The sequence below is a fragment of the Streptomyces hesseae genome, assembly GCF_031845785.1.
GTDB classification, from domain to species: Bacteria; Actinomycetota; Actinomycetes; order Streptomycetales; family Streptomycetaceae; genus Streptomyces; species Streptomyces hesseae.
This window is the reverse complement of sequence record NZ_JAVRFI010000018.1, coordinates 96,791-110,737: the sequence shown is the minus strand read 5'-3', so window position 1 is coordinate 110,737 and position 13,947 is coordinate 96,791. Positions and strand designations below refer to the sequence as shown.

Annotated in this window: 15 protein-coding genes and 1 pseudogene; 2 read left to right on the top strand and 14 right to left on the bottom strand. The window is 72.1% G+C overall.

Annotated elements, in window-relative coordinates; genetic code table 11:
* Nucleotides 1-9: 9 nt before the first annotated feature.
* From RM609_RS24550 to RM609_RS24485, 14 genes and pseudogenes are all read right to left on the bottom strand, one after another.
* Nucleotides 10-789, bottom strand: coding sequence for an exodeoxyribonuclease III (locus RM609_RS24550; protein WP_311613708.1), 780 nt, complete (start codon nucleotides 787-789; stop codon nucleotides 10-12).
* 56 nt (nucleotides 790-845) lie between these two features.
* A complete protein-coding gene (locus RM609_RS24545) occupies nucleotides 846-1,493 on the bottom strand; it encodes an MBL fold metallo-hydrolase (protein WP_311613707.1) in 648 nt (215 codons plus the stop codon).
* 12 nt (nucleotides 1,494-1,505) lie between these two features.
* Nucleotides 1,506-2,264, bottom strand: coding sequence for a carboxymuconolactone decarboxylase family protein (locus RM609_RS24540; RefSeq protein WP_311613751.1), 759 nt, complete (start codon nucleotides 2,262-2,264; stop codon nucleotides 1,506-1,508).
* Nucleotides 2,265-2,909: 645 nt separating this feature from the next.
* Nucleotides 2,910-3,860, bottom strand: a pseudogene (locus tag RM609_RS24535) (alpha/beta fold hydrolase); the annotation flags it as partial.
* Nucleotides 3,861-3,913: 53 nt separating this feature from the next.
* Nucleotides 3,914-4,474, bottom strand: a complete 561-nt coding sequence (locus RM609_RS24530; protein ID WP_311613706.1) for a hypothetical protein — start codon at nucleotides 4,472-4,474, stop codon at nucleotides 3,914-3,916.
* 5 nt (nucleotides 4,475-4,479) lie between these two features.
* Nucleotides 4,480-5,601, bottom strand: coding sequence for an ROK family glucokinase (locus tag RM609_RS24525; RefSeq protein WP_311613705.1), 1,122 nt, complete (start codon nucleotides 5,599-5,601; stop codon nucleotides 4,480-4,482).
* Nucleotides 5,602-5,795: 194 nt separating this feature from the next.
* Nucleotides 5,796-6,716, bottom strand: a complete 921-nt coding sequence (locus RM609_RS24520; protein WP_311613704.1) for an ATP-binding cassette domain-containing protein — start codon at nucleotides 6,714-6,716, stop codon at nucleotides 5,796-5,798.
* Nucleotides 6,683-7,723, bottom strand: a complete 1,041-nt coding sequence (locus RM609_RS24515; protein ID WP_311613703.1) for an ABC transporter permease — start codon at nucleotides 7,721-7,723, stop codon at nucleotides 6,683-6,685. Before RM609_RS24515 ends, RM609_RS24520 begins: the two co-directional genes overlap by 34 nt.
* Entirely contained in the window at nucleotides 7,720-8,730 is a 1,011-nt protein-coding gene (locus RM609_RS24510) for a sugar ABC transporter substrate-binding protein (protein WP_498073172.1), read from the bottom strand. The genes RM609_RS24515 and RM609_RS24510 overlap by 4 nt, the downstream gene beginning before the upstream one ends.
* Nucleotides 8,731-8,944: 214 nt before the next feature.
* On the bottom strand, nucleotides 8,945-9,691 hold the full coding sequence (locus RM609_RS24505) for a GntR family transcriptional regulator (RefSeq protein ID WP_311613701.1): 747 nt from the start codon (nucleotides 9,689-9,691) through the stop codon (nucleotides 8,945-8,947).
* Nucleotides 9,692-9,838: 147 nt separating this feature from the next.
* Nucleotides 9,839-11,050: a cytochrome P450 family protein gene (locus RM609_RS24500; RefSeq protein WP_311613700.1), complete on the bottom strand. Its 1,212-nt coding sequence runs from the start codon at nucleotides 11,048-11,050 to the stop codon at nucleotides 9,839-9,841.
* Nucleotides 11,051-11,203: 153 nt separating this feature from the next.
* Entirely contained in the window at nucleotides 11,204-11,800 is a 597-nt protein-coding gene (locus RM609_RS24495) for a DUF4865 family protein (RefSeq protein ID WP_311613699.1), read from the bottom strand.
* A 40-nt stretch (nucleotides 11,801-11,840) separates the two neighbouring features.
* A complete protein-coding gene (locus RM609_RS24490) occupies nucleotides 11,841-12,410 on the bottom strand; it encodes a TetR/AcrR family transcriptional regulator (RefSeq protein ID WP_311613698.1) in 570 nt (189 codons plus the stop codon).
* A 113-nt stretch (nucleotides 12,411-12,523) separates the two neighbouring features.
* Nucleotides 12,524-12,931 (bottom strand): guanyl-specific ribonuclease, encoded by a 408-nt coding sequence (locus RM609_RS24485; protein ID WP_311613697.1) that lies wholly within the window; start codon nucleotides 12,929-12,931, stop codon nucleotides 12,524-12,526.
* 194 nt (nucleotides 12,932-13,125) lie between these two features.
* On the opposite strand from RM609_RS24485, the gene RM609_RS24480 reads away from it, so the two are divergent.
* Both RM609_RS24480 and RM609_RS24475 read left to right on the top strand, forming a co-directional pair.
* Nucleotides 13,126-13,773, top strand: a complete 648-nt coding sequence (locus RM609_RS24480) for a helix-turn-helix domain-containing protein (protein WP_311613696.1) — start codon at nucleotides 13,126-13,128, stop codon at nucleotides 13,771-13,773.
* Entirely contained in the window at nucleotides 13,770-13,943 is a 174-nt protein-coding gene (locus RM609_RS24475; protein WP_311613695.1) for a DUF6126 family protein, read from the top strand. Before RM609_RS24480 ends, RM609_RS24475 begins: the two co-directional genes overlap by 4 nt.
* The last annotated feature ends 4 nt before the right edge of the window (nucleotides 13,944-13,947 follow it).

Sequence of the window (13,947 nt, the reverse complement as noted above, 5' to 3'; positions counted from 1 at the left end):
TCCGGGACCTCAGACGTCCAGGTCGACGACGACCGGGGCGTGGTCCGAGGCGCCCTTGCCCTTGCGCTCCTCGCGGTCGACGTAGGCGTCCTTGACCGCGGCGGTGAAGGGCGCGTTGGCGTAGGCGAGGTCGATGCGCATGCCGCGGTTCTTCGGGAAGCAGAGCTGGCGGTAGTCCCAGTAGGTGTACGGGTGGTCGTACTTCAGGGGGCGGGGGACGACGTCCGACAGGCCCGCGTCGCGCAGGGCGGCGAGCGCGGCGCGCTCCGCGGGCGTCACGTGCGTGGCGCCCTCGAAGACGGCAGGGTCGTAGACGTCGTCGTCTGCCGGGGCGATGTTGAAGTCGCCGAGGACCGCGAACGGCCGCTCCCCCGTGGCGTCGGCCGCGACCGCGTCGCGCAGGGCCTCAAGCCAGCGGAGCTTGTACGCGTAGTGGTCGTGACCGACCTCTCGGCCGTTGGGCACGTAGACCGACCAGACGCGGACGCCGCCGCACGTCGCCGAGATCGCGCGGGGCTCCTGCGCGCCGTCGTACTCCGGCCCGCCGGGCAGGCCGGAGACCACTTCCTCCAGGCCGACGCGGGAGAGCAGGGCCACGCCGTTCCACCGGCCGTCGGCGTTGACCGCGGACTCGTAGCCCAGGGCGCGCAGCTCGTCGACGGGGAACTGCTCGGCGGAGCACTTGGTCTCCTGGATGCACAGCACGTCCGTGCCGCTGCTCTCCAGCCAGGCCAGGAGCCTCGGCAGTCGGGCGGTGATCGAGTTCACGTTCCAGGTGGCGATGCGCATGCCGCCACCCTAACGGCCGGGTGTGACAGCGGGGGTCCGCGCAGGTCAGAGGCGGGTCAGAGGCGGACGCTCTGGCCGGCGGCCAGCCGGGAGTGCTCCGCCCCGGCGACGCCGGGGCCGTCCGGGCCCAGCATCCGGTCGTACACCGGCCGGGCGAGGTCGGTGAGCAGCGCGTCGTGGATGTCGATGGCGCGGCGCGGCTTGACCTCGCGGATGTAGTCGATGACGTCGGCGACCCTGTTCCAGGGGGCCATGACGGGGACCATCAGCGTCTCGACGGGCTGCCCGGGGAGGGTCAGGGCGTCGCCGGGGTGGAAGAGCGCGCCGTCGACGAGGTAGCCGACGTTGGTGATCCTCGGGATGTCCGGGTGGATCACGGCGTGCAGCTGCCCGTGCACCTGGACGTCGAAGCCGGCGGCGCTGAACGTGTCGCCCTCCCCGACGGTGTGCACCCGGCCGGGGAAGGCCGCCGAGACCTGCTCCGCGACGCTGCGCAGCGTCCACAGCTCGGCGGCCGGGTCGGCGTCCAGGGCGGCGCGCAGCCGGCCCTCGTCGAAGTGGTCCGGGTGCTCGTGAGTGACGAGGATCGCGTCCGCCCCGACGGCGGCGTCCTCCTCGCTGAACCCTCCCGGGTCGATGACGAGGGTGCTGCCGTCGTCCTTCTCCAGCCGGATGGAGGCGTGGCCCTGCTTGGTCAGCTTCATGGCGCCATCTTGCTACGCGTCCGCTTCTTCGGCGACGACGCGGCGGGTGACCTCGAAGGCCTTGCCGACGGCGGGCAGGCCGCAGTAGAGGGATGCGTGCAGCAACGTTTCCTTTATCTCGTCGGGGCTCACGCCGCCGCGCAGGGCGGCGCGGGTGTGCGTGGCCAGCTCGTCGAGGTGCCCGCCGGCGGTCAGCGCGGTGAGCGTGACGAGGAACCGGGTCCGCCGGTCGAGCCCGGGCCGCGACCAGATGTCGCCCCAGGCGACGCGGGTGACGAGGTCCTCGTAGTCGGCGGAGAAGTCGCCCGGGTCGAGGTGCCGCGCGAGCGCGTCGCCCGCGCCGAGCACCTCGCGGCGCAGCCGCAGGCCGCGCACGTGCGGGTCGCCTCCGGCGGGGTCGTGGTGGGGGGCGGCGTCGGGGGCGGCGTCGCCGTGACCGTCGCCACGGCGGGACGCCTCCCACGCGCCGCTTCCGGCAGCGCGGCCCGCGCTCGACGCGGCGTCCGCGTACGGACTTCCGCTGTCGGGCGTAGGCCGGGCGCCGGCGGGGGTATCCCCCTCACCGGGGGCCCGACCGTCGGAGCGACCGACTCCGGCAGCGCGATCCACGTCCGGGCCGGCGGGCCGCTGCGGGTCGCCGCTACCGGCCGCGCGGGCCGCGTCACGGGCCGGACCACCGGCGCCACCGGAGCCACCGGCGCCGATGCGCACGGTGTCCGCGTACGGCGCGCCGCCGTCACCGGCCCGGCTGCCTCCGGCAGCGCGATCCATGATCCGGACGGTGTCGTTATACGGATTCCCGCTGTCGACCGCACGACCCACGCCACCCGGGGTATCCCCCTCACCGGGGGCCCCAACACCGGAGCGACCAACTCCGCCAGCGCGATCCGCACCGGGCCCACCGTCTGCGTACGGGCTTCCGCTGCCGCCCACGGCACCGATGCCACCCGAGGCGCCGATGCCGCCCGGGGCACCGGCGCCGGACCGGCCGCCTCCGACAGCACCGTCCCCGCCGGGCGCGCCGTCAGCGTACGGATTCACGCTGCCGAACGCGCCGGCTCCCGCCGGGACACCGGCGTCACCGGACCGGCCACCATCGGCAGCCCGGTCCACACCACGACCGCTGCCCGACACACCGACGTCGCCCGGGCCGCCCTCGCCGGAGCGATCGACTCCCGCAGCGCGATCCGCGCCAGGAACACCGTCCGCATACGGACTCCCGCTGCTCGACGCACCAACCGCCCCCGTCGGGGCACCGGCGTCACCGAACCGACCGCCTCCCACAGCGCGGTCCACACCGTGCCCGCTGCCCGACACACCGACGTCGCCCGGGCCGCCCTCGCCGGAGTGACCGCCTGCGACAGCATGATCCCCACTACGCCCGCCGTCCGCGTACGGATTCCCGCTGCCGGACGCGCCAGCCACCCCCGCAACGCCCTCCGCCCTGTACGGGTTCGCCCCCGGGGTCTCCGCCGGAGCGGGCTGGCCCGACACCGGCCCCGAGGCCGCCACCGGCACCGCCACCGGCCCCGGCACCGCCACCGGCCCCGAGGCCGGCCGGGCCCCCAGGCCCTGCGGGCCCTGAGCCCCCTGTGGTGTCGCGAGGTGACGAGCCAAAAGGTCCGTCACCGCCGTCGGCTGTTCGACCGGGGTGAGGTGGCGGGTCGTCGGGACGACGGCGAGGCGGGCGTCGCGGATGCCGGCTACGAGGACGCGGGCGTCGGCGGCCGGTGTCACCTGGTCCTCCGCGCCGACGATGACCAGCGCCGGCAGGTCGATCCGGCCCAGCTCGGCGCGGACGTCGAACGCGGCGAGCGCCTCGCAGGCCGCCTCGTAGCAGGCCAGGTCGGTCGTCCGGACCATCTGGACGGCCCAGTCGACGATCGCCGGCTGGGCGCTCGCGAACCCGGGGGTGAACCAGCGCTCGGGCGCCGTCCGGGCCACCGGTTCCAAGCCGCCCGCCCGGACGTCGGCGGCGCGCATCCCCCCGCGCGGCGCGGGCACGAAGTGCGCGGCGGAGCCGACGACGGCGAGCGAGAGGAGTCGTCGCGGGTGGCGCAGGGCGAGGTCGGTGCCGATGGCACCGGAGACACAGGCGCCCACGTACGCGAAGCGGTCGACGCCGAGCGTGTCGAGCGTCGCCAGCAGCCGGTCGGTGAGCTCGCCGACCGTCGCGGCGGGCTGGGCGGGGGCGCCGCCGTGTCCCGGCAGGTCGAAGCGGATGACGCGCCAGCGGCGGGTCAGTTCCGGTATCTGCCGGTCCCACATGTGCCAGGTCGTGCCCAGGGCCGGGCCGAGGACGAGTACCGGGCCGTCCTCGGGGCCGTCGGTCCGGTGCTGGAGGGAAAGGGTGTTCGTCTCGCTCACCCGGGCCACGCTATCCGCCGTTCCGGCCGATCAGGGCCCGGGGTGGCCGGTCGTCACGGAGTCGTCGTGGAGATCACATAAGCCCGGGGGCGGTTGGGGTTGTCCCAGTTGACGACGATCTCGAAGTTCGGCTTGGGCTTGTCGTGGGAGACGGACACGCCCCGCCAGTGGTGGTCGCCGGGGCCGAACTTCCAGCCGACGACGTCCGCCTCGTCCTTGTCGATGGTGATCCGGCCGGGCTGGAGCTCGGCGGAGGAGGTGCCGAGCTGCTCCAGCCAGTGGTCGAGCCGGTCGCCGGTGGTGGTGAACTGGAGGTACAGCGAGCTCGACTTCCACGAGTTGGTCTCGTAGTGGGCGACGTACGCGGCGCCCGGCGGCACCGTCATCCCGTAGATGCGGCGCTGCAGACGGGACGGCCAGCCGGACTCCAGGCCGGTCTGGGCCGCTTCCTCCCGCTTGGACTCGCTGCCGCCGCGGCTCTGCATCGCGGAGATGTAGAGGTATCCGGCGGGGATGGCGACGAGCAGGAAGACGATCAGGGGTTTGACCCAGCGGGGGGCGCGCCGGGGCGGGACCGGCGGCTCCTCGGGGCGGGTGAGCTGTTCGGGCTGCACTGCGGTCACCCCCGGCCGGCCCGTGCGTAGCGCTCGTAGCGCTCCACCCGGCGCCGGTTGGCGCGGCGGAAGCGGCGGGCGACGAGGCGGGCGAGGTCGGCGGCGCCGACCATGCCGGCCTCGGGGCCGAGCTGGGCCTTGACGATGCGGGCCTCGGGACGGTAGCCGCGGCCGGTGAGGTGGCGGCGGAAGGCGTCGCGGGCGGGGGCGATCAGCAGGTCGTCGGCGGCGCTGACGCCGCCGCCGATGACGAAGCAGGAGGGGTCGAGGGCGGCGGCGAGGTTGGCGATGCCGACGCCGAGCCACTGGCCGATGTCCTGGAGGAGCTCGACGCACATGGCGTCGCCGGAGCGGGCCAGCTCGGTGATCAGCGGGCCGGTGATCTCGCCGACGTTGCCGCCGACGCGGTCCATGATCCCGTACGCGACCGGGGACTCGGCGGCGGCGAGCTCGCGGGCCTCGCGGACGAGGGCGTTGCCGGAGCTGTACTGCTCCCAGCAGCCGCGGTTGCCGCAGGGGCAGCGGTGGCCGCCGGGGACGACCTGCATATGGCCGAATTCGCCGGCGACGCCGAACTTGCCTCGTTTGACCTGGCCGTCCTCGAGGATGGCGCCGCCGATGCCGGTACCGAGGGTGATCATGACGAGGTCGTCCTCGCCCCGGCCGGCGCCGAAGCGCCATTCGGCCCAGGCGGCGGTGTTGGCGTCGTTGTCGACCATGACGGGCACGGCGAGGCGGCCGGCGAGGCGGTCGCGCAGCGGTTCGTTGCGCCAGGACAGGTGGGGGGCGAAGAGGACGCGGTTGCGGTCGGCGTCGACCCAGCCGGCGGCGCCGATGCCCACGGCGTGGACGTCGTGGCGGTCGGAGAGGTCGAGCACGAGCTCGACGATGGTGTCCTCGACGACCTTGGGGCTCTTGGACTTGTCCGGGGTCTCGGTGCGGAGCTTCTCCAGGATGTTGCCGTCGGCGTCCACGACGCCCGCCATCACCTTGGTGCCGCCGATGTCGATGCCGACCGTGGGGACGCGGGGCGCGGTGAGGTGCGAGCGCCTCTCGCGCGTGCCGACCGTGCGGAGCACGGTCGCTGTGGCGGTGCCCCGGTGTACCCGCTCGCGGTACATGCTCATCGCGGTCGTAGCCCCTGCGGTGGTCTCGTGAGGCCGTGGGCCTCGTGGATGCGGTCGTGGCCGATTGTGCCTCACTGATGGGTGACGACGCACAACGGCGCTGGTCACCCTGTTGTGGGCAATCGTCCCGTAAGGACGGAGGGCGGGCGCGGACGGTTCCCGCCGTCCTCGCCCGCCCTGTGTTCCGTGGGTGGTCAGTCGCTCTTTTCCTGTTCGCCCTTTTCCTGCTCTTCCGGTTCCGGGGCAGTTCCCGATTCCGGCTCGGTCTCCGTTGCCGGCTCGATCCTCTTGCCGCCGATCACGTCCGGGCCCGGGGCCCGTTCCAGTTCGTGGCTGAGCTGCTCCAGCTCGCTGCCGCCCGCCATCTGCCGGGTGAGCTCGTCGAGGGCGATCTCCGACTTCAGGTGGCTGCCGGCCATGGCCCCTCGCTTGAGGAGGACGAAGCGGTCGCCGACCAGATAGGCGTGGTGGGGGTTGTGCGTGATCAAGACCACGCCGAGGCCGGCGTCCCGCGCTGCCGCGACGTACTTGAGGACGACGCCGGACTGCTTGACGCCGAGCGCCGCGGTGGGCTCGTCGAGGACGAGGACCTTCGCGCCGAAGTACACGGCGCGGGCGATGGCCACGCACTGGCGCTCGCCGCCGGAGAGAGTGCCGATCGGCTGGTCGACGTCGCGCAGGTCGATGCCCATGCGGAGCAGCTCCGCGCGGGTGGTCTCGCGCATGGTGGCGACGTCGAGGCGCTTGAAGGGTCCGGCGCCCTTGGTGGGCTCGGAGCCGAGGAAGAAGTTGCGCCAGACCGGCATCAGGGGGACGACGGCGAGGTCCTGGTAGACCGTGGCGATGCCCCGGTTCAGGGCCTCGCGGGGGGAGTCCAGCTTGGTCTCCTCGCCGTCGACCTCGAAGGTTCCGGCGTCGTGCTGGTGGAGACCGGCGATGATCTTGATGAGGGTCGACTTGCCGGCGCCGTTGTCGCCGAGGACGCAGGTGATCTCGCCGGGGTGGACCTCCAGGGAGACGCCCTCGAGCGCGCGGATGCTGCCGTAGAACTTGCTCACGTCCGTGAGCTTGACGAGTGCGGTCACTTGCTCGCCTCCGCGCGCTTGCGGACCCATGCGTTGAGCAGGGTCGCCAGGAGCAGCATCGCGCCGAGGAAGAACTTGAACCAGTCCGGGTTCCACTGCGCGTACACGATGCCCTTGCTGGTCATGCCGAAGATGAAGGCGCCGACCGCCGAGCCGATGGCGGAGCCGTAGCCGCCGGTCATCAGGCAGCCGCCGATGACGGCCGCGATGATGTAGAGGAACTCGTTGCCGACGCCCTCGCCGGACTGCACCACGTCGTAGGACATCAGGAGGTGCTGGCCGGAGATCCAGGCGCAGAAGGCGACGGCCATATAGAGGCCGATCTTGGTCTTGTTGACGGGGACGCCGACGGCGCGGGCGGCGTCGGAGTTGCCGCCGACGGCGAAGATCCAGTTGCCGACGCGGGTGCGCAGCAGGATCCAGGTGGCCAGGGCGACGAGGCCGAACCACCAGAGGATCGTCACCTGGAGGTCGACGCCACCGAGGGTGAGGTGGGAGGCGAAGACGGCGTGGGCGGAGCCGAAGCCTTCCATGTCGCCGATGGTCTTGGTGGAGACCGTGCCGCTGATGAGCTTGGTGAAGCCCAGGTTGAGGCCGGTGAGCATGAGGAACGTGCCGAGCGTGATGATGAAGCTCGGCAGTTTGGTGCGGGTGAGCATGAACCCGTTGAAGAAGCCGATGGCCAGGGTGGTCAGCAGGGAGACCCCGACGCCGACCCAGACGTTCGCCGTCATCTGGTAGCTGAACATCGACGAGACCAGGGCGGAGGTCGTGACCATCACACCGGTCGACAGGTCGAACTCGCCGCCGATCATCAGCAGGGCGACGGGGACCGCCATGATGCCGATCGTCGAGGACGCGTACAGCACGGTGGAGAGGCTGGACGCCTGCAGGAAGCTGTCGGCGACGAACGAGAAGAAGAGGAAGACCGCGGCCGCGCCCACGACCGCGCCGAGCTCGGGGCGGCCGAGCATCCGGCGGAGTATGCCGCGGTGGAGGAGGCGCTCGTCGGCCCGCGCGGTTGCCGCTGTACTCATCGGGTGCCCCGCTTCGTGTACTCGGCCAGGGTCTTCGCGTCGTCCTTGGTGACGATCTGCGGGCCGGTGAGGACCGGCCGGCCGCCGCCGAGCATGTCGCGGTTGTACTTGTAGAGCCAGAGCAGGTCGACGGCCTCGTAGCCCTGGAGGTACGGGTCCTGGTCGACAGCGAAGCCGAGGGAACCGCTCTGGAGGGCCTCGGCGACCTTGGCGTTGAGGTCGAAGGTGTCGACCTCGGCCTTGCTGCCGGCCTGCTGGGCGGCCTTGACGGCGGTGGGGGCGAAGGGGGCGCCGAGGGTGACGACCGCGTCGATGTCCTTGTCGGACTGGAGCTTCGCCTCGATGGAGGACTGCACGCCGGGCATGTTGGTGCCTTCGACGTAGAGGTTCTGCACCTCGCCCTTGAAGGCCTTCTTCACGCCTTCGCAGCGCTGCTCGTGTCCGACGTTGCCCTGCTCGTGGAGGACGCAGACGGCCTTCTTCCTGCCGCGCTGGTTGAGCTGCTCGCCGACGGCCTCGCCGGCGATGACCTCGTCCTGGCCGATGTGGGTGAGCGCGCCGAACTCCTTTGACTTGTCGGAGCCCGAGTTCACGGTGATCACCGGGATGCCGGCCTTCTCGGCCTTGGCGACGACGTCCTTCATGGCGTCGGGCTTGGCGAGGGTGACGATCAGGCCGTCGACCTTCTGGTCGATCATGGCCTGGACGTTCTGGGCCTGCTTGTTGCCCTCGACGTCGTGGGCGTAGAGGAATTTGATGTTGTCCTTGGCCGCCGCCTGCTTGGCACCGTTCTGCACGATGTCCCAGAAGGTGTCGCCATCGCCCGAGTGGGTGACCATCGCGAAGGTCCACCGGGGGGTGTCGACCGCGGCACGCCCCTGGGCGGCCTTGGCGGCCCGCTCCTCGGCGCGCTTGCCGCCCGTGCTGCTGCATCCAGCGAGTGTGGCGCCGAGCACCGCTGCCAGCACGGCACTCACCGCGCGTACGCCTGTCCGAACCCTTGCCACGTGGACTTGCCCTTCTCACTGTCTGTCACGGTGCGGCCGGACCCTCATCCCACGGGCCCAACCGCCCAAGTATCCGTCACCATCCGTCACCGCTGTCGGCGGGGGCGCCGGGGCTGGTCTGTGTGGGTGGAGTTCTAGTGGCGTACACCACACCACGTCAAGACTTTGTCAGAACATTCTTACGACATGACAGGTGGGCGGGGCCAGAGCCACGCTACGACCGCGCCAGGAGCTGGAAGTCGAACGCGTAGCGTGACGCCCGGTAGAGGTGGGAGGCGAACTCGACCGCGCGGCCGGTGTCGTCGAAGGTCGTCCGCTCCATCGTCAGCAGCGGCGCCCCCTCCGGCTCGGCCAGCAGCTCGCCCTCGGCGAGGGTGGCGGCGCGCGCCCCGATCGTCTGCCGGGCGCTGTGGAGGGTGATCCCGGCCATACGCATCAGCCGGTAGAGGCCGGTGCGCTCCAGCGCCTCGTCGTCGAGGTCGAGCAGCCCGGCGGGCAGGTGGTTGCGGAGGGCGGCCATGGGCTCGCCGTGCGCCAGGCGCAGCCGCTCCACCAGGACGACGTCGGCGCCCTCGGCGACACCGAGCGCGGCGGCGACCCGGGCGGTGGCGGGCTCGACGGTGCGGCGCAGCACCCGGGTGGCGGGCTTCTGGCCGGCCTCCTCCAGGTCGTCGTAGAGGCTGCTGAGCTCCAGCGGGCGCTTGACCTGGCTGTGCACGACCTGGGTGCCCACGCCCCGGCGGCGGACGAGCAGGCCCTTGTCGACGAGCGACTGGATGGCCTGGCGGACGGTGGGCCGGGACAGGCCCAGCCGTCCCGCGAGCTCGATCTCATTGCCGAGCAGGCTGCCGGGGGCGAGCTCGCCCCGCTCGATGGCGGCCTCCAGCTGCTGGGAGAGCTGGAAGTAGAGCGGGACCGGGCTGCCGCGGTCGAGGGTGAACTGGAGGGGTTGGTGCGCCACGGAGGGAGCGTAGCCCCGTGGCCGGTTTGACGGGAAGTCCGGAGGTCTTTATGTCCGGACATCCGGACCTCCCGCGGGGAGTGCGGTCTTGTCACCTGCGCGCCGGTGGGGGCTTGTCGCGCAGTTCCCCGCGCCCCTTTGGGGCGCTCAGAAACGCACCGGCAAGTGGTGCGGCCCCCGCATCAGTAGGCCCTCGCGCCAGGTGAGGGCGTCGGGGTGGCTGTCGAGGGCGAGGTCGGGGCAGCGCTCCAGGAGTGAGCGGATGGCGATCCTCGCCTCCAGCCGGGCCAGGGGCGCGCCGACGCAGTAGTGGATGCCATGGCCGAAGGCGACGTGGCCGCGGGCGTCGCGGTGGATGTCGAAGCGGCCGGCCTCCTCGAAGCGGGCCGGGTCGCGGTCGGCGTCGGACAGGGCGGCGAGGACGAGCTCGCCGCCGCCGGGGATGACGGTGCCGCCGATGTCCAGGGGCTCGGTGGTGAAGCGGAAGGTGGAGGTCTCGACGGGGCCGTCGTAGCGCAGCATCTCCTCGACGGCGCCGTCGAGGAGCCCGAAGTCGGCGCGCAGGTCGGCGAGCTGGTCGGGGTGGCGCAGCAGGGCGAGGACGCCGTTCGATATGAGATTGACCGTGGTCTCGTGGCCGGCCACCAGCAGGATCCAGGCCATGCCCAGGAGTTCCTCGGACGAGAGCCGGTCGCCGCCCTCGTCGGTGGTGCGGATCAGGGCGCTGAGCAGGTCGTCGCCGGGCTTCTCCCGTTTGGCGGCGACGAGGTCCGTCAGATAGACGCCGACCTCCTGGGCGGCCTTGAGCTTCGCCTGGGGCGGCTCGGCGCCGATGGTGGTGTTGGACCAGCGGCGGAAGGCCGCCCGGTCGAGGTCGGGCACGCCGAGCAGTTCGCAGATGACGCTCATGGGCAGCGGGAAGGACAGGGTCTCGACGAGGTCGGCGCGGCGGTCCGGGGCGGCCAGCATGGCGTCGAGGAGCTCGTCGGTGAGCTGCTGGACGCGGGGGGCCATGGCCTCGACGCGGCGTGGCGTGAACTCCTTGGCGACCAGTCTGCGCAGCCGGGTGTGGTTCGGCTGGTCGGCGATGAGCATGTGCCGGCCGGCGGCGACGGGCGGCAGGAGCATGTCGGGGGCGGCGTTCACCCAGTCCTTGGAGAGCGTGGGGTCGTTGAGGGTGGCGCGCACCTCGTCGTAGCCGACGACGAGCCAGCAGACCGCCCCTTCCGGCATCCGTACCCGGTGGACGGGGCCACGCTCGCGCAGGGCGGCGTAGACCCGGTAGGGGTCCCGGGCCAGTTCCGCGCCCATCGCCGCCAGATCGACTGTCCCGTCCCGCTCTTCGGCCACTGCGGTCATGGCTACCCCCGGTACGTCGGCGTGTTGTTCGACGCGCTCACCCTACGCGCGGGTAGGGCCGGCCGCCATCGGCCGTGCGGACGAGTCGGATACGCCGTCAGGCGGGCGCCGTACAGCGGCCGTTGGACCTCCGGGCGGGGCCGCGACGGTCCGTCACCAGTGGCGGCCCTCGGGGATCTCCGGCAGGTGCGGGTCCGACAGGCGCAGCACCTCGTAGCGCTCGGCGCGCTCGTCCTCGCCCGGGGGAACGGAGTGTTCCCACAGCGTGAAGCGCAACAGCTGCCAGTGGCGGGGGTCGAAGGCCAGCGCGGTGGTGTGCGCACCGGCCCGGCCGGCGAGCTCGTCCAGCTCCCCGAGGGCGTCCGCCACCACGGTCGCGGGGTCGGCCCCGGCGGGCATCGGGGTCAGCAGCCGGGAGGCCGCGCGCGGTATCGCGGAGCGGGCCGGGCCCGGCTGACAGGCGATGCCGGTCCAGTGGTGGACGGCCGGGCGGCCGAAGTCGGCGACGATGCCCTGGAATCCGCCGCCGCCGACCAGGAACTCGCTCATCGCGCCGACGCCGTCCCACAGGTAGAAGGGGGCGTACTGGTTGACGGGCGAGCCGTCGACTCCGCGTTCCCGGATGACGTAGGCCTTCAGCCCCAGCCCGGCGCGGTCGTCGAGGGCGTGGCCCCGGGTCGCCACCCGCTCCCGGATGACGGTCATGTCGTAGTCGGCGGGCAGGGTGATCTCGTACTGCATGGCGTACACGGTGTCTCTTCTCCTCCGTCGGGTCGGCGCCTTCGTCGGGTCAGCGCCCGGTGGTGTGCGCGGCGAGCAGTCCCAGGACTCCGTCGACGGCCCGCCGGAAGGGCTCCTCGGATCCGGCGGCGCGGGCGAGGACGTAGCCGCCCTGGAGCACGGCCACCACGGTCGACGCCGTGTCGGCGGGGTCGAGCGCGGCGTCGAGCTCACCGCGGTCCCGGCCCTCGGCCAGTACGTCCGCGATCCGGGCCCACAGCCAGGCGAAGGTCTCGTCGACCGGTGCGCGCAGCACAGGGTCGGCCATGACGTCGGGGTCCTGGGTGAGCCGGCCGATGGGGCAGCCCTTGAGGACCTCCCGCTCGCGCCGCAGATACGCCGTGACGCGCTCGACGGCCGTACCGGGCGCGGCGAACCGTTCCTCGGCGGCGGCCCGGAGCTCGTCGGCGGTACGCCGGATGGCGGCGAGGGCGAGGTCCGGCTTGCCGGAGAAGTGGTGGTACATACTGCCCTGCCCGGCGCCTGCGCGCTGCTGGATCGCCTTGGGGCTCGTACCGACGTAGCCGCGCTCCCAGAGGAGTTCACGGGTGCTCTCGATGAGGCGTTCCGGGGTGCTCATGACCCCAGTGTACATACCAGTAGGTACAGAAGATCTTGCCGTATGCGCACCGGCCCGGACATGCCGAAGCCCCGTCACCGCGCATCGGTGACGGGGCCCCTCAGTGAAAGGTTTCAGCAGGAGAAGTCGACGAGGCTGAAGGTCCGGTAGTGGTCGGCCGTGTAGTAGTCCTCGTGCGCACCCTTGCCGGCGATGACGCGGCGGGCGCCGCGGTCCGGGGAGCCCGGGGTGATGACGGTGTACTCGTGGTAGTAGCCGCTCGCCTGCTGGGGGAGGACGCCCTCACGGTTGGAGAAGACGATCCCGTCCCGCGGGTAGGGGAAGGGGCCGCCCTGGTCGATCAGCCGGATGGTGTCGTGGGCCTGGGAGGGCAGCTCCGAGTAGCAGACGTCGCCGACGGACTGCACGGACACCACCGAGGGGGCGACCGACGGGGCGGCGACGGCGGGGGCGCCGAAGAGGAGGGTGGCGGCGACGGCGGCGAGGGCGCCGAGGCGTACAAGGCGAGGGGGGTTTGTCATGGACATTAGGATGGCCGACTGGCTGCATGGCATGTCAATGCCCATTCCCTGATGTTCCCTTGACGTTCATCACGTTGACCGAAGAGATCGTCTGTGTCCACGCCGACACGCACGCGAGGGGACCGGGAAGATCGGACTTTGCCTCACAGGCAAAAGTTTTGCCCCTCGGGCAATGACGGGTCTATACCGGAACCATGAGCCCGCTGCCCGAACCGCACCCCTCCCCCGCCCCGGACGAGGGGGCCGAGCTGCCCTCCGTGGCCCCGCGACTGCGCGCGCTGCGCAGACGGAGCGGGCTGACCCTGGAGGCCGCCGCGGCCCGGGTGGGCCTGTCGCCCGCGCATCTGTCCCGGCTGGAGACCGGACGGCGGACGCCGTCCCTCCCCATGCTGCTGGCGCTGGCACGAACCTACGGTACGACCGTATCCGACCTGCTGGGCGAGGTGCCCGCCGAGCTCGACCCGATCGTCCGCGCGGACCGCATGGAGCCGCAGGAGGCGGGCGGCTGGACCTACTGGCGGGCCGGCGGCTCCGGCCGCGCCATGCAGGCGCTGCGGCTGCACGTGCCGCAGGGCCGGGACAGCCAGGAGGAGCTGGTACGCGTGCACCCGGGCGAGGAGTGGCTCTACGTCACCCGGGGACGGCTCCGGCTGATGCTGGGCGACGCCACGCATCTGCTCGAACCCGGCGACGCCGCCCACTTCGACTCCCTCACCCCGCACCGCATCGCCGCCGCGTCGCGCGGCGGGGTGGACCTGCTGTTCCTCCACACACTGCTCCAGAGCGGCGCCGCCGAGCTCTGCCTCGGCGACACGCCACCGACCCAGAGGGGAATCCGATGAGCGACAACGCGACGGACGTGAAGACGAACGGGAACACGAACGCGAAGAAGTTCCACGAGGAGGACCGGGCCCCGATGGGCATGACGTTCCGGGTCTTCATCTACCTCGTCGCCGTCCACTTCATCGTGGCGTTCTTCTTCCTCCTCTTCTACCTCGGCGGGGCGAAGTAGCCCG